General features: G+C 70.3%; 24 protein-coding genes. 13 read left to right on the top strand and 11 right to left on the bottom strand.

Annotated elements, in window-relative coordinates; translation table 11 throughout:
* Positions 1 to 77 precede the first annotated feature (77 nt).
* The 3 genes from ABZ454_RS14000 to ABZ454_RS13990 all read right to left on the bottom strand — a co-directional run bounded on the left by ABZ454_RS14000 (position 78) and on the right by ABZ454_RS13990 (position 3,674).
* Entirely contained in the window at positions 78 to 746 is a 669-nt protein-coding gene (locus ABZ454_RS14000) for a DUF6304 family protein (RefSeq protein WP_359537927.1), read from the bottom strand.
* A 332-nt stretch (positions 747 to 1,078) separates the two neighbouring features.
* Positions 1,079 to 2,125 carry a family 2 encapsulin nanocompartment cargo protein polyprenyl transferase gene (locus ABZ454_RS13995; protein WP_359537924.1) on the bottom strand — a complete coding sequence of 349 codons (1,047 nt, stop codon included), beginning with the start codon at positions 2,123 to 2,125 and terminating at the stop codon, positions 1,079 to 1,081.
* A 142-nt stretch (positions 2,126 to 2,267) separates the two neighbouring features.
* On the bottom strand, positions 2,268 to 3,674 hold the full coding sequence (locus ABZ454_RS13990; RefSeq protein WP_359537922.1) for a family 2B encapsulin nanocompartment shell protein: 1,407 nt from the start codon (positions 3,672 to 3,674) through the stop codon (positions 2,268 to 2,270).
* 178 nt (positions 3,675 to 3,852) lie between these two features.
* On the opposite strand from ABZ454_RS13990, the gene ABZ454_RS13985 reads away from it, so the two are divergent.
* From ABZ454_RS13985 to ABZ454_RS13970, 4 genes are all read left to right on the top strand, one after another.
* Entirely contained in the window at positions 3,853 to 4,302 is a 450-nt protein-coding gene (locus ABZ454_RS13985) for an Rrf2 family transcriptional regulator (protein WP_356316885.1), read from the top strand.
* A 92-nt stretch (positions 4,303 to 4,394) separates the two neighbouring features.
* Positions 4,395 to 5,591, top strand: coding sequence for a globin domain-containing protein (locus tag ABZ454_RS13980; protein ID WP_359537920.1), 1,197 nt, complete (start codon positions 4,395 to 4,397; stop codon positions 5,589 to 5,591).
* Positions 5,592 to 5,739: 148 nt separating this feature from the next.
* On the top strand, positions 5,740 to 6,330 hold the full coding sequence (locus ABZ454_RS13975; protein WP_359537918.1) for an N-acetylmuramoyl-L-alanine amidase: 591 nt from the start codon (positions 5,740 to 5,742) through the stop codon (positions 6,328 to 6,330).
* 41 nt (positions 6,331 to 6,371) lie between these two features.
* Entirely contained in the window at positions 6,372 to 7,313 is a 942-nt protein-coding gene (locus ABZ454_RS13970; protein WP_359537916.1) for a pyridoxal-phosphate dependent enzyme, read from the top strand.
* Here the strand turns inward: ABZ454_RS13970 and ABZ454_RS13965 are convergent.
* Positions 7,289 to 8,890, bottom strand: a complete 1,602-nt coding sequence (locus tag ABZ454_RS13965) for a Na+/H+ antiporter (RefSeq protein WP_359537914.1) — start codon at positions 8,888 to 8,890, stop codon at positions 7,289 to 7,291. The genes ABZ454_RS13970 and ABZ454_RS13965 overlap by 25 nt on opposite strands.
* A gap of 35 nt (positions 8,891 to 8,925) precedes the next feature.
* Between ABZ454_RS13965 and ABZ454_RS13960 the strand changes: the two genes are divergently transcribed.
* The 3 genes from ABZ454_RS13960 (at position 8,926) to ABZ454_RS13950 (ending at position 10,808) form a co-directional block, all read left to right on the top strand.
* A complete protein-coding gene (locus tag ABZ454_RS13960; RefSeq protein WP_356316872.1) occupies positions 8,926 to 9,186 on the top strand; it encodes a UBP-type zinc finger domain-containing protein in 261 nt (86 codons plus the stop codon).
* Between the two features lie 231 nt (positions 9,187 to 9,417).
* A complete protein-coding gene (locus ABZ454_RS13955; protein ID WP_067163834.1) occupies positions 9,418 to 9,831 on the top strand; it encodes an anti-sigma regulatory factor in 414 nt (137 codons plus the stop codon).
* Positions 9,832 to 9,854: 23 nt separating this feature from the next.
* Positions 9,855 to 10,808 carry an RNA polymerase sigma factor SigF gene (locus ABZ454_RS13950; protein WP_356316985.1) on the top strand — a complete coding sequence of 318 codons (954 nt, stop codon included), beginning with the start codon at positions 9,855 to 9,857 and terminating at the stop codon, positions 10,806 to 10,808.
* A gap of 60 nt (positions 10,809 to 10,868) precedes the next feature.
* Here the strand turns inward: ABZ454_RS13950 and ABZ454_RS13945 are convergent, their stop codons facing one another.
* Positions 10,869 to 11,261 (bottom strand): hypothetical protein, encoded by a 393-nt coding sequence (locus ABZ454_RS13945; protein WP_359538074.1) that lies wholly within the window; start codon positions 11,259 to 11,261, stop codon positions 10,869 to 10,871.
* A gap of 266 nt (positions 11,262 to 11,527) precedes the next feature.
* Between ABZ454_RS13945 and ABZ454_RS13940 the strand changes: the two genes are divergently transcribed.
* Together ABZ454_RS13940 and ABZ454_RS13935 are read left to right on the top strand one after the other, a co-directional pair.
* Positions 11,528 to 12,496, top strand: coding sequence for a diacylglycerol kinase family protein (locus ABZ454_RS13940; protein WP_359537912.1), 969 nt, complete (start codon positions 11,528 to 11,530; stop codon positions 12,494 to 12,496).
* A 316-nt stretch (positions 12,497 to 12,812) separates the two neighbouring features.
* Positions 12,813 to 13,070 (top strand): WhiB family transcriptional regulator, encoded by a 258-nt coding sequence (locus ABZ454_RS13935; RefSeq protein ID WP_003953983.1) that lies wholly within the window; start codon positions 12,813 to 12,815, stop codon positions 13,068 to 13,070.
* Between the two features lie 176 nt (positions 13,071 to 13,246).
* On the opposite strand, the gene ABZ454_RS13930 is transcribed toward ABZ454_RS13935, so the two are convergent.
* On the bottom strand, positions 13,247 to 14,713 hold the full coding sequence (locus tag ABZ454_RS13930) for a histidine kinase N-terminal domain-containing protein (protein ID WP_356316981.1): 1,467 nt from the start codon (positions 14,711 to 14,713) through the stop codon (positions 13,247 to 13,249).
* Positions 14,714 to 15,082: 369 nt separating this feature from the next.
* Positions 15,083 to 16,153, bottom strand: a complete 1,071-nt coding sequence (locus tag ABZ454_RS13925) for an SIS domain-containing protein (protein WP_356316867.1) — start codon at positions 16,151 to 16,153, stop codon at positions 15,083 to 15,085.
* Between the two features lie 219 nt (positions 16,154 to 16,372).
* Between ABZ454_RS13925 and nagB the strand changes: the two genes are divergently transcribed.
* Positions 16,373 to 17,158: a glucosamine-6-phosphate deaminase gene (gene nagB / locus ABZ454_RS13920; RefSeq protein ID WP_356316979.1), complete on the top strand. Its 786-nt coding sequence runs from the start codon at positions 16,373 to 16,375 to the stop codon at positions 17,156 to 17,158.
* 145 nt (positions 17,159 to 17,303) lie between these two features.
* Here nagB and ABZ454_RS13915 read toward each other — a convergent pair whose 3' ends face one another.
* The 4 genes from ABZ454_RS13915 to ABZ454_RS13900 form a co-directional block, all read right to left on the bottom strand.
* On the bottom strand, positions 17,304 to 18,860 hold the full coding sequence (locus ABZ454_RS13915) for a glycoside hydrolase family 3 protein (protein ID WP_359537909.1): 1,557 nt from the start codon (positions 18,858 to 18,860) through the stop codon (positions 17,304 to 17,306).
* A 9-nt stretch (positions 18,861 to 18,869) separates the two neighbouring features.
* A complete protein-coding gene (locus ABZ454_RS13910) occupies positions 18,870 to 19,727 on the bottom strand; it encodes a carbohydrate ABC transporter permease (RefSeq protein ID WP_356316863.1) in 858 nt (285 codons plus the stop codon).
* Positions 19,724 to 20,719, bottom strand: coding sequence for a sugar ABC transporter permease (locus tag ABZ454_RS13905; protein ID WP_356316861.1), 996 nt, complete (start codon positions 20,717 to 20,719; stop codon positions 19,724 to 19,726). Before ABZ454_RS13905 ends, ABZ454_RS13910 begins: the two co-directional genes overlap by 4 nt.
* A gap of 135 nt (positions 20,720 to 20,854) precedes the next feature.
* The gene (locus ABZ454_RS13900) at positions 20,855 to 22,156 is read right to left on the bottom strand and encodes a sugar ABC transporter substrate-binding protein (protein ID WP_356316858.1); all 1,302 of its coding nucleotides are present in this window, start codon (positions 22,154 to 22,156) and stop codon (positions 20,855 to 20,857) included.
* A 279-nt stretch (positions 22,157 to 22,435) separates the two neighbouring features.
* Between ABZ454_RS13900 and ABZ454_RS13895 the strand changes: the two genes are divergently transcribed.
* The 3 genes from ABZ454_RS13895 (at position 22,436) to mctP (ending at position 25,356) form a co-directional block, all read left to right on the top strand.
* Positions 22,436 to 23,200: a GntR family transcriptional regulator gene (locus tag ABZ454_RS13895; protein WP_359538072.1), complete on the top strand. Its 765-nt coding sequence runs from the start codon at positions 22,436 to 22,438 to the stop codon at positions 23,198 to 23,200.
* 270 nt (positions 23,201 to 23,470) lie between these two features.
* Complete coding sequence (locus ABZ454_RS13890) at positions 23,471 to 23,725, top strand: DUF3311 domain-containing protein (RefSeq protein WP_356316856.1); 255 nt, start codon at positions 23,471 to 23,473, stop codon at positions 23,723 to 23,725.
* Complete coding sequence (gene mctP / locus ABZ454_RS13885; protein WP_356316854.1) at positions 23,722 to 25,356, top strand: monocarboxylate uptake permease MctP; 1,635 nt, start codon at positions 23,722 to 23,724, stop codon at positions 25,354 to 25,356. Before ABZ454_RS13890 ends, mctP begins: the two co-directional genes overlap by 4 nt.
* The last annotated feature ends 96 nt before the right edge of the window (positions 25,357 to 25,452 follow it).

The following is a 25,452-nucleotide window of genomic DNA, read 5'->3' as shown; positions in this document are numbered from 1 at the left end:
CCCGGGAGTCAGGCCGCCGGTCCCCATGGCCCTTCGAGAGGGCCGGTCGGGCCGGCTTTTACGCCCGGTGGGGCGGGTCAGGCCGTTTCGAGCGGGAACGCGCCCCGGTGGCCGGTGCCCGCGCCCGCCTCCGGGCGCGCCTCGAACTCGTCGCAGCTCCAGACCTCCTGGACGAATCCGCTGCGCCGGTCCCACAGGTCGAGGACGTCGTCCTCGCCGGCCGCTCCGCGGTAGGCCTCCTTGGCGCCCCGGAAGCAGGCGAGCCCGCCGGAGAGCCCGCGGCCGGGCGCCGGGAAGTAGTCCGAGAAGGCGCACCCGATGCACGTCCGGAGCCGGATCCCGGGCGGCAGGGACCGCTGGATGGTGGCGAGTGCGGCCCCGAAGTCGCTCTCCGCCCGGTGGGACCGGAAGGCCGCGCCGCCGTACCGCAGCTCCAGGTAGAGATACGGGTCGGGCCTGCGCAACGACAACAGGCAGCTCAGTGTGGCCTGGTGGACCGTGCCGTCGGCGGTGACCGGGAACGGCAGGTCCCATTCCAGGACGCAGTCGTTGAGGACCCCGACCGCCAGGGTGAACACCTCGCTCTCCGGCGGCTTGCCCGCCACCGGGCGCAGGCCGTCGAAGCTCTCGCCCTCGAAGTCGACGCCCCTGATGCGAAGGCGGAGTTGCTGTCCGTCGGTGGTGAGGATGACGGCATCGGAGCCCTGCCGGTCCCGGTACCACCCTGCCCACGACTCATCTGTCATGGGCACGGACTGTAGCCCGTGGCTCGGACACTCCCCGTGCCGCCCTCCACTTCACCGCCCGGCCCCTGTGACCTCGGCCGATTCGTTCTCCTCGATCCGCCCCACCTTGGCCCGCCCCGCCCCGAACCGAAGAGCCTCCGCGCGATCCGGAACCCCTGTCTCCTCCGTTGCCCCCTCGCCTCCGTCGTCCCCTTAGCTGCGTCGTCTCCCTCGCCTTTGTCGTCCCCCGTAGCTGCGTCGCCTGCCTCGGCTTCGCCGTCCTCCCTGCCTCTCCCGCTCCCTTGCCTCCGTCGACCCTGTGGCCTCCGCCCCCGTACCTCCGTCGCCTCCGTTCAGTGCGTCCGGCGGGTGACGAACTCCGCCAGGGCCAGGAGATCGCCCGCCGCCGACAGATCGGGCACCGCCCGGGACAGGTGGTGCACCGCGCGCGCCATCCGGTCCGCGGCGCAGACCTGCGCCCAGTCGCGGCCGCCCGCCCGGTCCACGGCGTCGGACGCGCGGCTCACCTCACCGGATGTGGTCATGGGGCCCCGGTAGAGCGCGGCGAGCTCCGCCGCCGCCGGGGTGCCCGAGGTCAGCGCGGCGACCACGGGCAGCGACTTCTTGTGGGCGGCGAGGTCGGCGCCGACCGGCTTCCCGGTCTGGGACGGGTCTCCCCAGATGCCGATCAGGTCGTCGATGAGCTGGAAGGCGAGTCCGGCCTCCCGGCCGAAGCCGTCCATCGCTCCGACGGCGCGCTCCTCCACGCCCGCGTAGAGCGCGCCCAGCGCGCAGGCGCAGCCGAGCAGCGCTCCCGTCTTCGCCGTCGCCATGGTGAGGCACTCGTCCAACGAGACCTCGTCCGGTCCGCGTTCCTCGAAGGCGCAGTCCGCCTGCTGGCCCGCGCACAACTCGATGACGCACGTGGAGAGCCGGGCCGAGGCGCGGGACGACACCGCGCGGGGGTCCTCGGCGAGGAGCCGCTGGGCGAGGGCGAGCAGGGCGTCGCCCGCGATGACGGCGTCGGGGATGCCGAAGACCGTCCAGGCCGTGGCCCGGTGACGGCGGGTGCGGTCCTCGTCGATGACGTCGTCGTGCAGCAGCGTGAAGTTGTGGGCCAGTTCCACGGCGACGGCGGCCCGCACGGCCTCCGTCGGGTCACCGCCGAGCGCCCGGGTGGCGGCGAGGACGAGCGCGGGTCTGATCGCCTTGCCGGCGCCGCCCGCGGCGGGGCTGCCGTCGGCGTGCTCCCAGCCGAAGTGGTACATCGCCACGCGCCGGATCGATCCTGGCAGTGAGGCGATGGCGGCCCGCAGATGCGGATCGACGAGGGTCCGGGTGTACTCCAGGAGCGCCGCGGCCTCGTTGCCCTCGGTGGCGGCGGCGTCGGTACGGGTCATGGTCAATCGGTCACCCCGGTCGTTGCCGTCCCCGGCCCCCGATGACTCTCGCCCCGGGGGCCGGGGACGTGGGTGGTTGCTGTGGGTGCGCCGACTGCGGTCGACGGGGTCCCGGACCCGGTGGGCCCGGGACCCCGGGGACTCACCGCCAGCGGCTGACCTCGACGTTCTCCAGGACGCCCAGGGCGTCCGGGACCAGTACGGCCGCGGAGTAGTAGGCCGTCACGAGGTAGGAGATGATCGCCTGCTCGTCGATCCCCATGAAGCGGACCGACAGGCTGGGTTCGATCTCGTCCGGGATGCCCGACTGCTGGAGGCCGATGACGCCCTGTTCGGCCTCGCCGGTCCTCATGCAGATGATCGACGTGGTGCGGGCGTCCGTGACCGGGATCTTGTTGGACGGGAAGATCGGCACCCCGCGCCAGGCCGGCACGTGGTGACCGCCGACGTCCACGCTCTCCGGCACCAGCCCGCGCTTGTTGCACTCGCGGCCGAAGGCGGCGATGGCCCGGGGGTGGGCGAGGAAGAGCTTCGATCCTCGGCGTCGCGACAGCAGTTCGTCCATGTCGTCGGGGCCGGGCGCCCCGTCGTGCGGCTGGATCCGCTGCCCGTAGTCGCAGTTGTTGAGCAGGCCGAACTCCCGGTTGTTGATCAGCTCGTGCTCCTGGCGCTCGCGCAGCGCCTCGACCGTGAGCCGCAACTGCTGCTCGGTCTGGTTCATCGGCTGGTTGTAGAGGTCGGCGACCCTGCTGTGGACCTTCAGAACGGTCTGCGCGACGCTCAGTTCGTACTCGCGGGGCGCGGACTCGTAGTCCACGAAGGTGTGCGGGACGACGGCCTCGCCGACATGGCCCGCGGAGAGGTCGATCTCCGCCTCGCCGTACTTGTTGGTGCGCTGGTGCGGAATGGCGAGCAGCCCGGCGAGATGGGTGCGCAGCGATTCGGCGCGCTCGGCGAGGTTGAGCACATCGGCCCGCCTCAGCGTCAGGACCGTGCACGCCGTGACGGCGCGGGCCGTGTACTCCCACAGGGCGTCGCCCTCGATCAGGGAGTGGTCCCCGAAGTAGGCCCCGTCCGCATGGACGCCGAGCACCGTCTCGTCCCCGTAGGGGCCGGTGCCGACCTTCTCGACCTTTCCGTGCGCCAGCAGGAAGACCCGGTCCGCCGCCTCGCCCGCGGTGGCCAGGAGCTGTCCGGCGGGAATGTCACGCTGCTCGCACCGCCGGGCCAGTTCGGCGAGCACCTCCTCGTCCTCGAAGTCCCTGAGAGCCGGGAGTTCACCGAGTTCGGCGGGGATGACCGCGACCCGGTCCCCGGTCTGCACGAACGTCACGCGGCCGTCCCCGACCGAGTAGCTCAGCCGGCGGTTCACCCGGTAGGTGCCGCCCTGCACCTGGACCCACGGCAGCATCTTCAGCAGCCACCGTGAGGTGATCTCCTGCATCTGCGGAGCGGACTTGGTGGTCGTCGCGAGGTTCCGCGCGGCTGCCGTGCCGAGACTCTGCTGCGGCGGCACCTGCGCGTTCTGAACCTCTTCGCCAACGGACATCTGTCGTCCTCTCGATTCAACGGCTGACCTGCGAGAAGAACCTTTCAGCATGCGGACTCCGCACGCCATTACACAAAAGAGTGTGACTAATCGGGCTTTGGGTTGGGCACCACGCTGCGCGATGCCCTGCGGCCGAATAATTTGCATATGGCATGCAACTTCACTTACCGTGACCGCCATGCGGCTGACAAGGTTCACCGACGTGGCGCTGCGCGTGCTGATGCGTCTCGCCGTCGTGGAGAACGAGGACCCGCCGACCACCCGGGAGGTGGCGGCGACCATGCAGGTGCCGTACTCCCACGCCGCGAAGGTCGTGGCCCGCCTCCAGCACCTCGGTCTGGTCGAGGCCCGGCGGGGCCGCGGGGGCGGGCTCGCCCTCACACCGGCCGGCCGCTCCGCCTCCGTCGGCGGGCTCGTCCGCGAGCTGGAGGGACCGGGCGACGTCGTCGAGTGCGAGGGCGCCACCCCGTGTCCCCTGCGGTCGGACTGCCGGCTGCGCAACGCCCTGCGGGCGGCCTCGGAGGCCTTCTACGCCTCGCTCGACCCGCTCACCGTCGCCGAGCTGGTCACCTCCCCCACCGGGCCCCTGCTGATCGGCATCAGCAGCGGACCGCCGACGGACGGCTGAACGACCCCCCGCCGCACCGGGCCCACGGCCCGGTTTCTACACTGGATTTAAATGCGCATCTGAGATGCCAATTCTGATCCGAGGAGTTAACGATGCTCTCCGAGCCGTCGGCCGCCACCGTCCGCACCACCCTTCCCGCCGTAGGCGCGGCCATCGGAGACATCGCCGATCTCTTCTACCGCAAGCTGTTCGACGCCCACCCCGAGCTGCTGCGCGACCTGTTCAACCGCGGCAACCAGGCCTCCGGGGCCCAGCGCCAGGCGCTCGCCGGCTCCATCGCCGCGTTCGCGACCCAGCTGGTCGAGCACCCCGGCACCCGCCCCGATGTGATGCTCGGCCGCATCGCGCACAAGCACGCCTCGCTCGGCGTCACGGCCGCCCAGTACGACGTCGTGCACACGCACCTGTTCGCCGCCATCGCCGACGTGCTCGGCGACGCGGTGACCCCCGAGGTCGCGGCCGCCTGGGACGAGGTCTACTGGCTGATGGCCAACGCCCTGATCGCCATCGAGGAGCGGCTGTACGCACAGCAGGGCGTCGTCGCCGGTGACGTCTGGCGCGACTGGGAGGTGGTCTCCCGCACCGAGGTGACCGCCGACGCCGCCACCTTCCAGCTCCGCCCGGCCGACGGCGCCCCCGCCCCCGCCTTCCGCCCGGGTCAGTACGTCTCCGTCCAGGTCGAACTCCCCGACGGCGCCCGCCAGATACGCCAGTACAGCCTGTCCTCCGCCCCCGGGTCGGCACTGCGCTCGTTCACCGTCAAGCGGGTGCACGGCGGCGGAGCCCCCGACGGCGAGGTCTCACGGCAGCTGCACGCACAGGTCCGCCCGGGCGACCGGCTCCGGGTCTCCGCCCCCTACGGCGACCTCGTGCTGAAGTCCGCCGACGCCCCGCTCCTGCTCGCCTCCGCGGGCATCGGCTGCACCCCGATGCTGTCGATGCTGGAGCACCTCGCGGACTCCGGCCACCGCGCGCCGGTGACCGTGGTGCACGGCGACCGCTCCCCCGCCGACCACGCCCTGCGCGCCGACCACGCCCTGTTCACCGCCAAACTCCCCGACGCCGCCGCCCACTTCTGGTACGAGGACCCCGAGCCGGGCCACCCCGCGGACCGCACCGGTCTGGTCGACCTGACCGGCGTCGTGATCCCCTCCGGCACCCACGCCTACCTCTGCGGTCCCCTGCCCTTCATGCGGGCCGTGCGCACCCAGCTGCTCGCCAAGGGCGTCCCGGCGGCGGACATCCACTACGAGGTGTTCGGCCCCGACCTGTGGCTCGCCCAGGGCTGATGTCCGCGCGGTGCTCGCGGAGTTGTCCGGATCGGCTCGCACACCGTCCGAACAGGGCCCCGGAAACCCCCGGCGACTGGTCCGGGACCCTGTCCGGCGGGTACAAGCGCTGTACGGACGAACTCCCCCACGCACGAAGGAGGCGGTCATGTCCTCACCCATGTCCGCGAGCACCTTTCTCCGCGCCCTGAAGGACGAAGGACTCACCGTCGTCCAGGTCGGCGACTGGCGTACCCACAACCGCAACCACAAGGGCCCCTGGGGGCCTGTCAACGGCGTGATGATCCATCACACGGTCACCAAGGGCACCGCCGCGACCGTGCGGATCTGCCGCGACGGCTCCGCCGCACTGCCGGGGCCCCTGTGCCACGGCGTCATCGCCAAGGACGGCCGGGTCCACCTGGTCGGCTACGGACGGACCAACCACGCCGGGCTGGGCGACGACGACGTGCTGCGCGCCGTCATCGCCGAGAAGCGCCTGCCCTCGGACAACGAGGCCAACACGGACGGGAACCGGCACTTCTACGGCTTCGAGTGCGAGAACCTCGGCGACGGCGAGGACCCCTGGCCCGCCGTCCAGCTCGAAGCCATCGAGAAGGCCGCGGCCGCGGTCTGCCGCCACCACGACTGGACCTCGCGGTCGGTCATCGGCCACCGGGAGTGGCAGCCCGGCAAGGTGGACCCGCGCGGCTTCTCGATGACGGCCATGCGAGCCCGGATCCACGAACGCCTGAAGTAGGCCGGGGGCCGCTGCGGCCGGGGCGCGGCCACAATGGAGTCATGCCTTCCACCCCGCCCGACGCGCTCGGCCTCTCCCGGCTGCGGCCGGCGCTCCCGTCGCCCCTGCAGCCGGCCGAGGACGAACGCTTCGCGCGGCACGGCGTGACGCTGCTCCTCAAGCGGGACGACCTGATCCACCCGGACCTCCCGGGCAACAAGTGGCGCAAGCTCGCCCCGAACCTCCGCGCCACCGCCGGCCGCCCCGTGCTGACCTTCGGCGGCGCGTACTCCAGCCATCTGCGGGCCACGGCGGCCGCGGGCCGGCTGCTGGGCTTTCGCACCATCGGCGTCGTCCGGGGCGACGAACTCGCCCACCGCCCGCTCAACCCCTCGCTCGCCCGGTGCGCGGCCGACGGCATGCGGCTGCACTTCGTGGACCGCCGGACCTACCGCGACAAGGCCGATCCACAGGTCCTGGCGGGGCTGCTGAGCGCCCACGGGGAGTGCGAGGTCATCCCGGAGGGCGGCAGCAACGCGCTGGCCGCACAGGGCTGCACAGAGCTCGGCCGCGAGCTGCGCGGGGCGGCCGGTGTGGCGGCGGTGGCCTGCGGCACCGGGGGCACCCTCGCGGGACTCGCCGCGGGGCTGGCACCGGGCCAGCGGGCCCTCGGCATCCCGGTCCTGCGCGGCGGTTTCCTCGGGGACGCGGTGCGCGACCTCCAGCGGGAGGCGTTCGGCGGGCCGGCCGGCGCGTGGTCCCTGGACGACCGGTTCCACTTCGGCGGATACGCCCGCACCACCCCCGCGCTGCACGCCTTCGCCGACGACTTCGAGGACCGCCACGGGCTGCCGGTCGAGCGGCTCTATGTGGCCAAACTCCTGTACGCGCTCACCGTGCTCGCGGGGGAGGGCGCGTTCCCCGCCGGCACCGCCGTCGCGGCCGTGGTCACGGGACGCCCGGACGGACCCGGGGAGGATCAGCCGTCCGACTCCTCCCGGTAGGCGGCGGCCTCCTCCAGGTCGAGGCGCCTGAGCAGGGTCCGCATCATCTCGTCGTCGATGCGGCGCTCGTCCCGCAGCCGTACGAAGACCTCGCGCTCGGCGTCGATCATCTCGCGGGCCAGCCGCCGGTAGGTGTCGTCCGCCGACTCCCCGGTCACCGGGTTGGGCGCGCCGAGCCGTTCCCAGACGGCGTTGCGGCGGCGCTCCAGGACCGTGCGCAGCCGGTCGGTGAGGGGCTGGGGCAGGCAGTTGCGCCGGTCGGCGAGCAGTTCCTCCAGGCGCGCCTCGGCGGCCGTGGACGCCTCGCTCTGGGCCTGCGCCTCGGCGAGCGTCTCGGCCTGCCGGTCACGGCTCGGAAGCTTCAGGACCCGGACCAGGACCGGCAGCGTGAGCCCCTGGACGACCAGCGTGCCGATGACCGTGGTGAACGTCAGGAACAGCACCAGGTTGCGGGCCGGGAACGCCTCGCCGTCGCTCGTGACCAGCGGGATGGAGAAGGCGATGGCGAGCGAGACGACGCCGCGCATCCCGGCCCAGCCGACGATCAGCGGCGAGGTCCAGTTGGTCTCGGGTTCCCGTTCCCGGATGCGCCGGGACAGCAGGCGTGGCACGTAGGTCGCCGGATAGACCCAGATGAACCGGACCACGACCACGGCCAGGAACACCGCCACCGCGTACCAGAGGGCCTCGGCGACGGCATACGTACCGAGCCCCTTCAGTACGAAGGGCAGCTGGAGGCCGATCAGGGCGAAGACGGCGGACTCCAGGACGAACGCGACCATCTTCCAGACGGCGGCCTCCTGGAGCCTGGTGGCGAAGTCGACCTGCCAGGAGCGGTGCCCCAGGTAGAGCGCGACGACGACCACGGCGAGCACCCCGGAGGCGTGCACGCGTTCGGCGGCGGCGTACGCCACGAACGGGATCAGGAGCGACAGCGTGTTCTGGAGCAGGGGTTCCCTGAGGTGCGTACGAAGCCAGTGCAGCGGGACCATGAGCACCAGGCCGACCCCGACACCGCCGACCGAGGCCAGCAGGAACTCGCCGATCCCGCCGCCCCAGCTCATGCCCTCGCCCACGGCCGCGGCGAGCGCCACCTTGTAGGCGGTGATCGCGGTGGCGTCGTTCACCAGGGACTCGCCCTGCAGGATCGTCGTGACCCGGGCGGGCAGGCCGACCCGGCGGGCGATGGCCGCGGCGGTGACGGCGTCCGGCGGGGCGATCACGGCGCCCAGGACGAGGGCCGCCGTGAGCGGCAGGTCGGGCACCAGCCGGTACGCCAGCCAGCCCACCGCGACGGTGGCGAACAGCACATAGCCGACGGACAGCAGGGCGACGGGGCGGAGGTTGGCCCGCAAGTCCAGGTACGAACTGTCCACGGCCGCCGTGTAGAGCAGCGGAGGCAGCAGGAGCGGCAGCACGATGTGCGCGTCCAGCGTGTACGTCGGCACCCCCGGCAGGTACGAACCGATGAGCCCGAGGGCTACGACGAGGAGGGGGGCGGGCACGGGCGTCCGGCGAGCGAGTCCCGCCACCGCGGCGCTGGCCGCGACCAGCGCCACCAGGGGCAATGCGTCCATCCCATGATCCTCTCATCCGTCGTAACCTGGCCATCATGAGCGAGTGCCCCCACGTACCGGACCTGCCGCGCCCCGAACCGGCGCCCCTCTCCGAGACCTGTCTCGAATGCCGGGCGGCGGGCACCCACCCCGTGCAGCTGCGGCTCTGTCTGGTCTGCGGCCACGTCGGCTGCTGCGATTCGTCACCGCGGCAGGACGCCACGGGGCACTTCAAGGAGACCGGCCATCCGGTGATGCGGAGCTTCGAGGCCGGCGAGAGCTGGCGCTGGTGCTTCGAGGACGGTTCGATCGTCTGACGCCTGGGTACGTCAAACCGGCGCGTGGTGTTCGTAATTGACCGCCGCAACCCCCTAGCCACTGTGCGTACCCATGGGCTTACCATGAGTGACAGTCATGGGATGGGGTCTCGGCGACACGGCATCATGGATCGCGATAGCGTCGCCGGACCAAGAACCGAAGACGTACCGCATGGCTCCGGGCGACCCTTCCCGGATCCTCGAAGAGTTTGTGCCACCTTGGAGGTGAGGGTGTCCCAGATCGCAGGCGAGCCCGGGAATCAGGACTTCGTAGAGGTCCGGCTGCCCGCTGCGGGTGCCTACCTGTCGGTGCTGCGTACGGCCACGGCCGGCCTCGCAGCGCGTTTGGACTTCACTCTCGACGAGATCGAGGACCTTCGCATCGCGGTCGACGAGGCCTGCGCGATCCTGCTCCAGCAGGCCGTGCCCGGCTCCGTCCTCAGCTGCGTGTTCCGGCTCGTCGACGATTCTCTCGAGGTGACGGTCTCGGCCCCCACGACGGACGGCCGGGCCCCGGAGCGCGACACGTTCGCCTGGACGGTGCTCTCCGCACTGGCCGGAAAGGTCGACTCCTCGGTCGCCGATGACCGTACGGTCAGCATCAGCCTGTACAAACAGCGCGGCGCGGGACCCGGGCCGGCGTGAGCAACGGGAACGGGGACGGTCCTGTGCGGGACGAGACGATCCGACCAGGGGTGGTGCGCCCAGCGGGCATCCCGGAACAGCAGGCCCTGCCTCATCCGGTGGACGGGGCGGACCTGCCCCGTGCGGCGGGCGGGGCTGAGGGGTCAGCCGGCCCTACGGTCGCGGTGGAGCAGTCGCAGGCGGAGCGGGCGGGCCAGATGAGCGAGCACGGGCACCACGATCCACACGACCGCAGCGGGGCGCGGGCGTTGTTCATCGAGCTGGGCAAGCTCCCGGACGGATCACCCCAGAAGGCGGAGCTGCGCAACCGGCTGGTGCGGATGCACCTGCCGCTGGTGGAGCACCTGGCCCGGCGCTTCCGCAACCGCGGCGAGCCGCTGGACGATCTGACCCAGGTCGCCACGATCGGGCTGATCAAGTCGGTGGACCGGTTCGACCCGGAGCGGGGCGTCGAGTTCTCGACGTACGCGACACCCACGGTCGTCGGTGAGATCAAGCGGCACTTCCGCGACAAGGGCTGGGCGGTGCGCGTACCGCGCCGGCTCCAGGAGCTGCGGCTGTCCCTGACCACGGCGACCGCGGAGCTCTCCCAGCAGCACGGCCGCTCGCCCACGGTGCACGAGCTGGCGGAGCGGCTCGGCATCTCCGAGGAAGAGGTCCTGGAGGGTCTGGAATCGGCCAATGCGTACAGCACCCTCTCGCTGGACGTGCCGGACACGGACGACGAGTCCCCCGCGGTCGCAGACACGCTCGGCTCCGAGGACGAGGCGCTGGAGGGTGTCGAGTACCGGGAGTCGCTCAAGCCGCTGCTGGAGGACCTGCCGCCACGAGAGAAGCGGATCCTGCTGCTCCGCTTCTTCGGCAACATGACCCAGTCGCAGATCGCCCAGGAGGTCGGCATCTCGCAGATGCACGTCTCCCGGCTGCTGGCCCGCACGCTGGCCCAGCTGCGCGAGCGGCTGCTCGTCGAGGAGTAGGCAGGCCGTACGGGGCGGCGTCCGGCCGCCCCTGAGGCCGCCAGGCCGCCCGCCGGCCCCTCAGGCGTCGACGCCGTCCGTGTCGGGCTCCGAGCCCGGCCTGCGGATGCCGAGGGCCTCGATGGTCGCCGGCCGGGCCAGCTGGTAGAGCGCGGTCAGCGCCGCCGCGGCGAGCACGATGCCGGCCGGGATCAGCAGCCCGTGGGACCGCAGCAGCGTCCAGGCCACCGGCAGCGCGATGATCTGCGTGATGAGCGCCGGTCCACGGCTCCAGCTGCGCCGCAGGAGCAGTCCACGAGCGGCGAAGAGCGGGATCAGCCCCAGCGCGATGACCGTCAGGCCGCCCATCTCGGCCTGCTGCGGGCTGTCGGGGCGGCCGAGCAGGCCCATGGCCAGCATGGAGACACCGCCGATGACGAGGGCCGCGCCTTCGAGGGCGCTGATTCCGGCCACCAGCGTGATCCTGGCCGGCTTCGGCGGTTCGGCCGAGGGCATCGGCGAGGGCGCGTTCTGCTGAGTACTCACCCTTGCAGGTTGGCATCCCGGGCACGCGAAAGCGAAGCCGGGGTCAAAAGACCGCCGGGCCCCGGCGGGGTGACCTGGCCGACGCCGCGGGACGCCGCGCCCGGACCGTCGGACCGCGCCCGTTCCGTCACCCAGCGTGAACGCCGCCGGGCAGGACTTCAGGCCAATACCTCGCGGTAGGTACCCTGGCGGTCATGCGCGCACTTCTTGTGGTCAACCCAGCTGCTACCACCACCAGCGCGCGGACCCGTGACGTGCTGATCCATGCACTGGCCAGCGAAATGAAGCTGGAGGCCGTGTCCACGGAGTACCGGGGGCACGCCCGCGACCTGGGGCGGCAGGCCGCCGACAGCGACGACATCGACCTCGTGGTCGCACTCGGCGGCGACGGCACGGTCAACGAGGTCGTCAACGGTCTGCTCCACAACGGCCCGGACATCGACAAGCTGCCGAAACTCGCGGTGGTCCCCGGCGGCTCGACCAACGTCTTCGCGCGTGCCCTCGGTCTGCCGAACGACGCCGTGGAGGCGACCGGCGCCATCCTGGACGCACTGGCCGGCCGCACGGAGCGCACCGTGGGCCTGGGCCTGGCGGCGGGCACCCCCGGCACGGAGGACGAGTCGGTCCCGGACCGCTGGTTCACCTTCTGCGCCGGCCTCGGATTCGACGCCGGAGTGATCGGCCGCGTCGAACAGCAGCGCGAGCGCGGCAAGCGTTCGACCCATGCGCTGTACGTGCGCCAGGTGATGCGCCAGTTCCTGGACGAGCCGCACCGGCGGCAGGGAGTGATCACGCTGGAGGTGCCGGGCCAGGAGCCGGTCACCGACCTCGCGCTCTCCATAATCTGCAACACGGCACCCTGGACCTACCTGGGGAACCGGCCGATATACGCCTCCCCGAAGGCCTCGTTCGACACCGCCCTGGACGTCCTCGGCCTGCAGCGTCTGTCCACCGCCGCGGTCACCCGCTACGCCACCCAGCTGCTCACTTCGAGTCCGGAAAAGGGCCCGCGCGGCAAGCACGCGGTTTCACTGCATGACCTCACGGACTTCACCTTGCATTCAAAGGCTCCACTGCCCTTCCAGATGGACGGTGACCACCTGGGGCTGCGTACAAGTGTGACGTTCACAGGCGTACGCCGTGCACTGCGTGTGATTGTGTGAGTGGAAGGGACCAAAGTCCTTTAACTCGAACGTTTGGACTGGCTTCCACCCTCTAGAAGTACGGCTGTGACCTAGCCGACACCGAGGAATCAAAAAAAACTTTCCAGAAGGGGTTGTATCCGTCGCCGAGGTTTGCGAATCTCTACATGGCGATCGGGACGGCCCGCAACAACGGCCTCCACTGAAAGCCAGAACCCCTCCTCACTGCACAGGACCACAACCAGTTCATCTGGGCGTCGGCCCGACACGTGCGGGGGGATTCGTGAAAGCGTTCACATTCACAAGCACCGTACGTATACCAGGAGAGGTAGCAGCCATGGACTGGCGTCACAACGCCGTTTGTCGTGAGGAAGACCCGGAGCTGTTCTTCCCCATCGGCAACACCGGTCCTGCGCTGCTGCAGATCGAGGAAGCCAAGGCCGTCTGCCGTCGCTGCCCCGTCATGGAGCAGTGCCTGCAGTGGGCGCTCGAGTCCGGCCAGGACTCCGGCGTCTGGGGTGGCCTCAGCGAGGACGAGCGCCGCGCAATGAAGCGCCGCGCCGCTCGCAACCGGGCGCGCAACGCCAGCGCCTGACCGACGCCACCGCTACGAACCTCAGCCAGGCGGCGCGTACGGAGTGTACGCATCACCCCGCCCCCCGAGTCGCAGCGCGCAGTACCCCCGAAGCGCATGCTTGACCAGAGAGCCCGGACCGTCACCCACGGTCCGGGCTCTCTGCTGTGTGCCGCCGCCGACCGGGGCGGCGGATGCTACTTGGCGGCGCGGACCGGGATGTCGAGGACGACCTGGGTGCCGCGCTCGGGCGCCGGCACCATGCCGAACGAGCCGCCCAGCTCTCCCTCCACCAGCGTGCGCACGATCTGGAGCCCCAGATTCCCGGCACGCTGCGGGTCGAATCCCTCGGGCAGACCGCAGCCGTCGTCCTGAACGGTGATCAGCAGCCGCGCCTCACCGGTTGATCCGCCACGCACCGCGGAGACCTCGACCGTGCCGGACTCGGCCACGCCGAACGCGTGCTCCAGAGCGTTCTGCAGCACCTCGGTGAGGACCATCGCCAGCGGTGTGGCCACTTCGGCGTCGAGGATGCCGAAGCGTCCCGTCCGGCGGCAGGTCACCTTGCCCGGTGAGATCTCGGCGACCATGGCGATGACCCGGTCCGCGATCTCGTCGAACTCCACCCGCTCGTCCAGATTCTGGGACAGCGTCTCATGCACGATGGCGATCGAACCGACGCGCCGCACCGCCTCGTTGAGCGCCTCGCGGCCCTGCTCGGAGTCCATGCGACGGGACTGCAGGCGCAACAGGGCGGCAACCGTCTGGAGGTTGTTCTTCACCCGGTGGTGGATCTCCCGGATGGTGGCGTCCTTGGTGATCAACTCACGCTCTCGGCGACGCAGTTCGGTGACGTCGCGCAGGAGGACCAGGGAACCGATGCGGACCCCCTTGGGCTTGAGGGGGATCGCCCGGAGCTGGATGACGCCGCCCGCGCACTCGACCTCGAACTCTCGGGGCGCGTAACCGCTGGCCAGCTTGACCAGCGCTTCGTCCACCGGGCCCCGGGAGGGAGCGAGTTCGGCGGTGATCCCGCCGAGGTGCTGTCCGACCAGGTCGGAGGCGAGGCCCAGGCGGTGGTAGGCGGAGAGGCCGTTCGGGCTGGCGTACTGGACGACGCCGTCGGCGTCGAGGCGGACCAGCCCGTCGCCGACCCGGGGCGAGGCGTCCATGTCGACCTGCTGGCCGGGGAACGGGAAGGACCCGGCCGCGATCATCTGGGCCAGGTCGGATGCCGACTGGAGGTAGGTGAGTTCCAGCCGGGACGGGGTCCGCACCGTGAGCAGGTTGGTGTTGCGCGCGATGACGCCCAGGACGCGGCCCTCCCGTCGTACGGGGATCGACTCGACCCGTACCGGAACCTCCTCGCGCCACTCCGGGTCGCCCTCGCGCACGATCCGTCCCTCGTCCAGCGCCGCGTCCAGCAACGGACGGCGGCCGCGCGGGACCAGGTGGCCCACCATGTCGTCCTGGTAGGAGGTGGGACCGGTGTTGGGCCGCATCTGGGCGACGGACACGTATCGGGTGCCGTCGCGGGTGGGGACCCAGAGGACGAGGTCGGCGAAGGACAGGTCGGAGAGCAGCTGCCACTCCGACACCAGCAGATGGAGCCACTCGAGGTCGGTGTCACTCAGGGCGGTGTGCTGGCGGACGAGGTCGTTCATGGAGGGCACGTGTGCGAGCGTACCCGTGGATGCGCACAGCTTCCGAACCGGACGGCCCGCGCGTACGTGCAAGGGGAAGGGCCGGAAATCGTCGTGTCGTGCGGATGGACACCGGCGAGTGGTCTAGTCCACAATGTCAAGACAGAGCCTCCGCTCTCCCCGCACAGGAGAGCGGACCGAGATACCGCGCTCTCTGCCCTGACTGCGCCGGTATCTCTCCTCGGCCGGGGGCACCGCACACCGTCGGCCGAGCCGACCGCCCCGTAACGGGCGGTCCTGCTCCGGGCTGCGGTGCTGGTCGGGCTGAGGGTCCCGGCCCGGCGCCGCGGCCCGCGGGTGTTTCCGGGGCCGTGCCCCCTCACCCGCCTCTCAGCGGGTCTCGGTGACCTTCGCGAGCGCGCGGGGCGCGTCCGGGTCCTGACCGCGGGCGATCGTCACCTCGTAGGCGAGCATCTGCAGCGGCAGGATCTCCAGGATCGGCTGGACCTCCTCGGCGACCCCGGCCGTCGGCAGCACGAACCCTGCGGAGGCCGCCTGCACCTGTGCTTTCGGGCCGACCACGAACAGGTCGGCCCCGCGGCCGCGCAGCCGGTCGAGCACGGGCTGCAGGGCCTCGCCGCCCCGGCCGTCGGTGACCACGGCGATCACCGGGGAGATGTTGTCGACCATGGCGAGCGGACCGTGCAGCAGATCGGCGCCGGAGTAGGACAGGGCCGGGATGTAGCTCGTCTCCATCAGCTTCAGGGCGGCTTCCTTGGCCGTGGGATAGCCGTAGCCCCGCGAGGTGATGACCATGCGCTCGGCGAAGCGGTAGCGCGACGCCAGCGCCTTGACCTCGTCCTTGCGGGCCAGGATCGCCTCGGCGAGTTCCGGCAGGATCGCGGCCGCCGCGCCGTCGCCGCCGCGCAGCCCCTCCACGAAGAGGTACAGGGAGAGCAGGGAGGCGGTGTACGTCTTGGTGGCCGGCAGGGCCTTCTCCGGCCCCGCCAGGATGTCGATGTGGTACTCGGAGACCGCGGCGAGCGGTGAGTCCGGGCTGTTGGTCACCGCGAGCGTGACCGCGCCCGCCTCGCGGGCCGCCTTCGTGGACGCCACCAGGTCGGGCGATCCGCCGGACTGGCTGACGGTGACGACCAGGACGTCCTTCAGCTCCGGTTTCGCGCCGTAAGCGGTGGTCGTGGACATCGAGGCCAGTCCGCAGGGCAGCCCGAGCGTGATCTCCAGCAGGTACTTCGCGTAGAGCGCGGCATTGTCCGAGGTGCCGCGGGCGGTGAGCAGGACGAAGCGCGGCTTCCTGGCCGCGATCTCGGCGGCCACCGCCCGGATGGCGGGCGCCCCGCGTTCGAGGATGCGACGGAGCATCGCGGGCTGCTCGGCCATCTCGCCGGACATGATCCGGCCGGGCTGCTCGGCCTCGTCGGCCGGGTACGTGGCGGACATGTCCGGTGCCTCCCGCAGGTGTCGCGACGCGTGGTTCAAGTCGACCACGGCCCACCCCGTGCCCGCCAGCGGACGGCACCCGGTGCGGGCGGTCCCTCCGGTCCGGAAAACGTTCACCCGACCAGGGCCCGGGAGCCGTGTCCGGGGGCGTGAGGTCTGCTAGATTAGGCCTAGATTGGTCTATACCACATGTCTCCACTCCAGATCGGCAGGCCCCGCGTGGAAGTTGTCATCGTCCCGGACGCCAAGGCAGGCGGCGAACTGATCGCGGGAGCCATCGGCGCCCTGCTCAGCCGTAAGCCCGACGCCCTCCTCGGCGTGGCCACCGGCTCGACCCCGCTGCCCATCTACCAGGCGCTGGCCGAAAAGGTCCGCTCCGGCGCGGTGGACGCGTCGCGTGCCCGCATCTGCCAGCTCGACGAGTACGTGGGGCTGCCGACGGGCCACCCGGAGTCGTACCGCTCGGTGGTGCTGCGCGAGGTCGTCGAGCCGCTCGGGCTCTCGGAGGCGTCGTTCATGGGTCCCGACGGCTCCGCCGAGGACGTCCAGGCCGCCTGCGAGGCGTACGACAAGGCGCTCGCCGAGGCCGGCGGGGTGGACCTCCAGCTGCTCGGCATCGGCACGGACGGGCACATCGGCTTCAACGAGCCGTGCTCCTCGCTCGCCTCGCGCACCCGGATCAAGACGCTGACCGAGCAGACCCGCGTCGACAACGCGCGCTTCTTCGACGACGACATCGAGCAGGTGCCGCACCACGTCATCACCCAGGGCATCGGCACGATCCTGGAGTCGCGCCATCCGATCCTGCTCGCGACGGGCGAGGGCAAGGCGGACGCCGTGGCGCAGACGGTCGAGGGGCCGGTCGCCGCGCTCGTGCCCGCGTCGGCGCTGCAGCTGCACCCGCACGCGACGGTCGTGGTCGACGAGGCGGCGGCGTCCAAGCTGAAGCTGGCGGACTACTTCCGCGCCACGTATGCGGCGAAGCCGCTGTGGCAGGGGCTTTAGTTCTGCCGGTACGCGAGAGGGCCGGGGCACCGTGGGGTGTCCCGGCCCTCTCGCGTGCGGGGGCGTCCCGCTGAGCGCCTTTGTCCTCAATCGCCGGACGGGCTTGATCGCGTCCGCAGCGCCCGCCCGGCGCGACGCCGTGTCCTCAAGCGCCGGACTGGCTTATTTTCGCCTGGGTGATGACTTCCGCCGCCGCCAGGCCGCAGACCCGTGCCGCTCCGTGCGTGGCCACGTGGAAGGCGCCCCTGGGTTCGGCCTGGGGGACGCCCATCTCGACCACGATCGTGTCCGGACGCGCCGCGAGCACCACGTCGAGGGCCTCGGTCATCCACGGGTGGCGGTGCGCGTCGCGGACGACCGCGACGATGCGCCGCTCCCCCGCGGCCCGCAGCACCCCGGCCGCGGGCGCCTCGGTCCGGACGCTGTACGTGTCGGTTCCGGTGCCCGGGACCAGCCTCGCCAGTTCGGCGGCGACGCCCCACGGGGTCTCGTCCCCGACGGCGATGTTCGCGACCGGGGTGAACGCGGCGACGTACGCCGGGCCGGTGAGCGGCTCGACCGTGCCCGTCACCTTCACCGCGCGGCGGGCGGCGATCAGGCCGATGTCCGAGCCGATGCCCGTGCTGTCCCCGGTGCCGAACGCGGTCCCCTCCTGCACTGCCGCGCCCGGCTCCGGGGCAGTCCCCCTGGCCCGCCGCGTCCAGGACGCGAGGGCCCGCACCCGGGCGGCGGCGTCGGCCAGCCGCTCCTCGGGCAGTTCACCGGCACGGACCGCCGCCACCAGCGCGTCACGCAGTCGCAGGACCGTGCTGTCGTCGTCGAGTCCGCCGCCGACGCAGAGCGCGTCGGCGCCCGCCGCGATCGCGAGGACCGAGCCGCGCTCGATCCCGTACGTCGAGGCGATGGCCTGCATCTCCACCGCGTCGGTGACGATCAGTCCGTCGTAACCCAGCTCCTCGCGCAGCAGACCGGTCAGGATCTGCGGGCTCAGGGTGGCCGGGCGGTGCGGGTCGAGGGCGGGAAGCAGGATGTGCGCGCTCATCACCGATCGGGAGCCCGCGGCGATGGCCGCCCGGAAGGGCACGAGCTCACGGGCGTGCAGGGTCTCCAGGTCCACGTCGATGCGGGGCAGCGCGTGGTGCGAGTCGACCGCGGTGTCGCCGTGGCCCGGGAAGTGCTTGGTGCAGGCGGCGACACCGGCGGCCTGGAGGCCCTCGACGTACGCGGCGGTGTGCCGGGCGACCAGGTGGGGGTCGGCGCCGAAGGACCGCACCCCGATGACCGGGTTGCCGGGGTTGGAGTTGACGTCCGCGGAGGGCGCCCAGTTGAGGTTGACGCCGCAGTCGGCGAGCCGGCGGCCCAGCTCCTGGGCCACGGCGCGGGTCAGTGCGACGTCGTCGACGGAGCCGAGTGCCAGGTTGCCCGGGAAGGACGAGCCCTGACGCACCTCGAGCCGGGTGACGTCGCCACCCTCCTCGTCGATCGCGACGAGCACGTCGTCACGCTCGGCGCGCAGCTGCGCGGTGAGCGCGGCGAGCTGCTCGGGCGTCTCGATGTTGCGGCCGAACAGGCCGACGGAGGAGAGGCCTTCACCGACCCGGCGCAGCAGCCAGTCCGGTGCGGTGGTGCCGGTGAAGCCCGGCTGCAGCACGGCGAGGGCGTCGCGGGTGACGGTGTCTGTGGTGGATGCGAGGGTGGTCATGGGGCAGCGTTATCCCTTCACGGCGCCGGAGGTGAGGCCGGTCGCCATGTACTTCTGCACCAGCAGGAAGAAGGCCACGACCGGGATGGCGATCAGCGTCGATGCGGCCATCAGCGCGCCGTAGTCGACGCCTCGCGAGGTCGTGAAGTTCATCAGCCACACGTTGAGGGTGTACTTCTCGTTGTCCTGGAGGACGACGTAGGCGAGCAGGTACTCGTTCCAGGCCGTGATCAGCGAGAAGATCGAAGCGGCGGCCAGGCCCGGGGCCAGCAGCGGGAAGGTGATCCGCCAGAAGGCGCCCATCCGGCTGCAGCCGTCGACCATGGCCGACTCCTCCAGCTCCGGCGGGATGTTGATCACGAAGCCGCGGATCATCCAGGTGGCGAACGGCAGCGTGGAGACGAGGTAGATGACGATGACGCCCCAGTACTCGTTCAGCCCGCCGAGGTCGTTCAGCTGGATGTAGATGGGGATCAGCATCGCCGTCGGGGGCAGCAGCTGGACGACGAGCAGCACGATCATGAAGAACTTGCGGCCGCGGAAGCGGAACCGGCCGATGGCGAACGCGGCGATCGTGGCGAGCAGCATGCCGCCGATGACGGCGATCCCGCAGACGATCAGGCTGGACTCGATGGCCGTACCGAAGTTCGGCTGGTCGATGGCGCGGGAGAAGTTGTCGAAGGTGACCGACGAGGGCCAGAGCGTCTGGTCGTAGCTGCGGATCTCGGCGTTGGGCCGCAGGGAGCTGATGACCAGCCAGTAGACCGGGAAGGCCATCAGCACGAAGGCGACGAGGCCGGCGATGTTGTAGCCGATGCGGCTCTTCTTGCGGTCCGGGCGGAGGACCTGGGGGGTGGAGGTGCTCACTCGACCTCTCCGATCTTGAGCAGCTGGCGCAGGTAGTACACGGCGACGCCGGACAGCAGCAGGACCGTGATGAGGGAGATGGCAGCGCCCTGGCTGAACGAGTTGGACTCGAAGGCCTTCTCGAACGAGTAGATGCCGAGCAGCGAGTACTCCGGCTCCGGCTTGTTGCCGCGCATCAGGAAGACCTGGCCGAAGACGTTGAAGTCCCACAGCACGGAGAGCGTGGCGACCATCTGGAAGACGGGCTTGATGACCGGCCAGGTGACGTAGCGGAAGATCCCGGTGGTGCCCGCCCCGTCGAGCGAGGCGGCCTCTTCGAGCTCCTTGGGGACCTGGGTCAGCGCCGCGTAGAGCGTCACGGAGACGAAGGGGATCGCGCCCCAGACGACGACCGCTCCGATGATGACGAAGCCCTGCTTGGGGTCGAGGAACCAGTTGTGGCCCTGCGCGTCGATCCCGAGGTACTTGGTCAGCACCATGTTGATGACGCCGTAGTCGGAGTCGGCGAACCAGCGGAAGATGGAGGTGGCGACCAGCAGCGGCATCGACCAGGCGGCGACCAGCGCGGCGGTCAGCAGGAGCCGGACCCAGGTGGACATCCGCTGCATGAGCATGGACAGGACGAGGCCGACGGCCATGGTGACGAAGACGCAGACCACCATGAAGATGACGGTCCGCCAGGCGACGTCCCAGAACTCGCTGTCGCCGAGGATGTTGGTGAACTGGTCGAAGCCCACCCAGGGTGCGTCCGATCCGGACCACAGTTCGCGGCGGCCCACGTCCTGGAAGGACATGATGACCGTCTTGACGAAGGGCCAGACGAAGACTGCGGCGATGGCGACGAACGCCGGTGCTATGAGGAGGTACGGCAGCAGAGCGCCGGCCTTCCGCGGTTTACGGTTCACGTTCTTCGCGAGCTGAGGATCCGCGCCCTCAGGGGCCCGCGGGACGGACACCGGCGGGTCGGCTGCTTTCATGTCGGCGGCACTCATTGTGCTTGCCTTCCGTTTCGGACCGGGTACCGGAGGACGGGGATGGCAGCCCCTTTCGGGCCTGCCACCCCCGCAGACGATCAGGTGAGTCGGTGGCTCATGAACTCACCGGCTCGGACTCCGTGAGCTCGGGGCTCAGGACTCCTTGTTGATCATCGAGTCGATCTCCGCGTCGGCCGCCTTGGTGGCCTCCTCGACCGACTTGCCCTTGATGATGTCGAGCAGCATGATCTCGAGGGTTTCCTTCTTCTCGATCGCCGTCCAGCCCGGGGCGATCGGAGTGAACCAGGCGTCGGGGACGGCGTTGGCGATGGCCGCGGTCTCCGGCTTGGCCTTCAGCGGCTCAAGCTGCTTGGTGTTGTTCGGAAGGATGTTCTTCGAGGCGAGGACGGCTTCGGACTTCTCCGAGGTGAAGAGCGAGATCCACTCCTCGCCGAGGTCCTGGACCTTCGACTTGGAGATGGTGGCCAGGTCGGAGCCGCCGATGAAGGAGGGGAGCGCCTTGCCGTTCGGGCCGGGCATGCCCGCGGTGCCGATCTTGTCGGTCAGCTTCGCGTTGCCGTTCGCCTTGGGGTCGACGACGCTGCCGGCCTCCCAGCCGTTGCCGTAGAGAAGAGCGGTCTTCTCGTTGGCCATGACGTTGGCGTGGTCCGCCTCGTCCTTCGTCTTGTCACCGTGGTTGTACTTCTTGACCAGCTCGACGAAGTCCGTGATGCCCTTCTGGGCCTCCGGGGTGGACAGGGAGGACTTCCACTCCTTCTTGCCCTCGTCGTACTTCGCGATCTGGCCGCCCTCGGCAGCGACGTAGGACATCGCGGCGTACCAGTAGCGGCCCGGCAGGTACAGGGGCGAGAACGCCTTGTCCTTGCCGTACTTCGCGCCGATCTTGTCGAGCGCGGCGGTCAGCTCGTCCTGGGTGGTGGGGATGGTGTCCTTGCCGGTACCGGCCTTGAACATGTCCTTGTTGTAGATCGCGACACGGGCGCCGGCGTAGTAAGGCACGCAGTACTGCTTGCCCTCGAACGCGCAGGTGTCCTTGAGGCCCTTGATCCAGGTGTCCGAGTTCTCGTACTTCTTCGGGTCGATCTCGCCGAGAGCCCCGTTGAGGATGTACGTCATGGTCTCGGTGTTGCCGAGCTCCACCACGTCCGGGAACTTCTCGCCGGCCAGGGCGGCGTCAAGCTTCTTGGCCTTGTCGGCCCAGGTCTGGTACTGAACGTTGACCTTGACGTTGGGGTACTTCGCCTTGAACTGGGTGTTGACGTCCTTGACCAGCTCAGGCCACGTGCTCTGCGCGTCCGACATCAGCCAGACGGTGACCGTTTCATTGCGGTCCTTCGGGTCCTTCGACGACGTCTTGTCGTCGTCCGAACCACACGCTGCGATCGAAACCAACATGCCCGCGACGCCGATCGCCGCGATGAGCTTGCGCTTCACGCCACCCTCCTCAGGGATGCTGCAACCCCTGCCCACCGCGGAGACCGTCGACGAGTACTAGTGGGGCTGGGACCTGGTCTTTAATGGTTTAGACCAGTACCGGGAGCTTGGCCTAGACCTTTAGGGGTGTCAAGGGTGTATAAGAAGTGCACTCGCGTCCGTTATAGGACCGACACCTGAGGGAGGGCGACGACCCGTGACCGGGCCGTGCCACCATGTGAGCCGCGACAGACGGAGGAGCCGGTGACGGCAGCAACGCAGCAGTCGGGAAGGCGGGCCATGGGTGCCGACGGGGGCAATCCGGAGAACGAGACGGGCGTGGGCACGCGTACCGCCCGCGTCCCGAAGTACTACCGGCTGAAGCGACATCTCCTCGACATGACGGACACGATGCCGCCGGGCACACCCGTGCCCCCGGAGCGGACCCTGGCCGCCGAGTTCGACACCTCGCGCACCACCGTGCGCCAGGCACTCCAGGAACTGGTCGTCGAGGGCCGGTTGGAGCGCATCCAGGGCAAGGGCACCTTCGTCGCCAAGCCGAAGGTCTCGCAGGCCCTGCAGCTCACCTCGTACACCGAGGACATGCGTGCCCAGGGGCTGGAACCGACGTCCCAGCTCCTGGACATCGGCTATGTGACGGCCGATGACACGCTCGCCGGGCTGCTCGACATCAGCGCGGGCGGGCGCGTGCTGCGGATCGAGCGGCTGCGCCTGGCGAGCGGTGAGCCGATGGCGATCGAGACCACGCACCTGTCGGCCAAACGCTTCCCGGCGCTGCGGCGTTCACTGGTGAAGTACACCTCGCTCTACACGGCGCTGGCCGAGGTGTACGACGTGCGTCTGGCCGAGGCCGAGGAGACCATCGAGACCTCCCTGGCCACCCCGCGCGAGGCCGGCCTGCTCGGCACGGACGTGGGGCTGCCGATGCTCATGCTCTCCCGGCACTCGCTGGACGGACAGGGCGAGCCGGTCGAATGGGTCCGCTCCGTCTACCGGGGCGACCGCTACAAGTTCGTGGCCCGCCTGAAGCGCCCGCTGGACTGAGCGGCCGCACCGCCACTGTCCGCCGCACAGCCCCCGGGGAGCCGTTCTCCCGGGGGCTGTGCGGCGCTCCGGGAACAGCCGCCCACTCGGCCTGGACAAACTTGGTCTGGACCAACGCCCCGACGTTTGGCGTCATTTCGGTCAGGCGTCCGACGTCACGGGACCGTTGCCGGACCGCAATGCGGACAGGGGGTGACGATGGGCGGAACCCTCGCCTAGATTTTCGTGCGCGTTACACGAGGTGATCAGCGAGGGGACGGAGTCGCCGCCATGCCAGAAGACCCAGAAGGAAAGCCACCCACCGTCACACCGGTGCGGGTGGTCATCGCCCTATGTCTCATCGCGCCGTTCGTGGCGATGCTCTGGGTGAGTTCGTACGCCAAGGTCGACCCGACCTTCATCGGTATCCCGTTCTTCTACTGGTACCAGATGCTGTGGGTGCTGATCTCGACCGCGCTCACGATGATCGCGTACAAGCTGTGGCAGCGTGACCAGCGCTCCCGCAAGGGGGGTGCGTCGGCATGAAGGACGGCGTGAACGGCGTCGCACTCGGCGTCTTCATCTTCTTCTTCCTGGCCGTGACGGTGGTCGGCTTCATGGCCGCCCGGTGGCGCAAGGCCGAGAACGAGGCCAGCCTCGACGAATGGGGCCTGGGCGGACGGTCGTTCGGCACCTGGGTCACCTGGTTCCTGCTCGGCGGCGACCTCTACACCGCGTACACCTTCGTCGCCGTTCCCGCGGCGATCTACGCGGCGGGGGCCTCCGGCTTCTTCGCGGTGCCCTACACCATCCTGGTGTACCCGCTGATCTTCACCTTCCTGCCGCGCCTGTGGTCGGTGTCGCACAAGCACGGCTACGTCACCACCTCCGACTTCGTCCGCGGACGCTTCGGCTCCAAGGGGCTCTCGCTGGCGGTCGCCGTCACCGGCATCCTCGCCACGATGCCGTACATCGCCCTGCAACTCGTGGGCATCCAGGCGGTGCTGGACGTGATGGGCGTCGGCGGTGGCGAGAACACGCACTGGTTCGTCAAGGACCTGCCGCTGCTGATCGCGTTCGCGGTGCTCGCCGCGTACACGTACTCCTCCGGCCTGCGCGCACCCGCGCTGATCGCGTTCGTCAAGGACGGACTGATCTACCTGGTCATCGCCGTGGCGATCATCTACATCCCGATCAAGCTCGGCGGCTTCGACGACATCTTCGCCAAGGCGGGCGAGGCGTTCTCGGCGAAGAACGAGGCGGCCGGGAAACCGGTGGCCGGACTCGCGCCCGGCGAGGCGGGGCAGTGGGGTTACGCCACCCTGGCACTGGGGTCGGCGCTGGCGCTCTTCATGTACCCGCACTCGATCACGGCGACGCTCTCCAGCCGCAGCCGTGACGTGATCCGCCGCAACACGACGATCCTGCCGCTGTACTCGCTGATGCTGGGCCTGCTCGCGCTGCTCGGCTTCATGGCGATCGCCGCCGGGGTCAAGGTGGACAACGGCCAGCTGGCGATCCCGCAGCTGTTCGAGAACATGTTCCCCGACTGGTTCGCGGGCGTGGCGTTCGCCGCCATCGGCATCGGCGCGCTGGTGCCCGCCGCGATCATGTCGATCGCCGCGGCGAACCTGTTCACCCGCAACATCTACAAGGACTTCCTGAAGCCCGACGCGACACCCGCGCAGGAGACCAAGGTCTCCAAGCTGGTCTCGCTGCTGGTGAAGGTCGGCGCGCTCGCCTTCGTCCTCACCATGGACAAGACGGTCGCGATCAACTTCCAGCTGCTCGGCGGGATCTGGATCCTCCAGACGATGCCGGCCCTGGTCGGCGGGCTGTTCACCCGGTGGTTCCACCGCTGGGCCCTGCTCGCGGGCTGGGCGGTCGGGATGGTCTACGGGACGCTCGCCGCCTACGGGGTCGCGAGCCCGACCCAGAAGCACTTCGGCGGGTCCTCCAAGGAGATCCCGGGCATCGGCGAGATCGGCTACATCGGTCTGACGGCCTTCGTGCTGAACGTCGTGGTCACCGTCGTCCTGACCTTCGTCCTGAACGCCGCGAAGGCGCCCGCCGGGGTCGACGAGACCGCTCCGGGCGACTACACCGCGGACGCGGGCGACCCGGGCGTGCAGACGGAGCTCCCGCCGGCCACGGCCGGCGCGCCGGGCGGCCACTGATCGCGGGCACGGCACACGGGCCGTCGTACCCCTTCCGAAGGGGTGCGGCGGCCCGTCCGCGCGTCCGGCGGAAATCCCTTGCGGTCACGGCCCCCG

This window comes from Streptomyces sp. NPDC005803, from assembly GCF_040630435.1.
In the GTDB taxonomy this organism is placed as follows: domain Bacteria; phylum Actinomycetota; class Actinomycetes; order Streptomycetales; family Streptomycetaceae; genus Streptomyces.
This window is presented reverse-complemented; position numbering and strand designations above follow the sequence as displayed.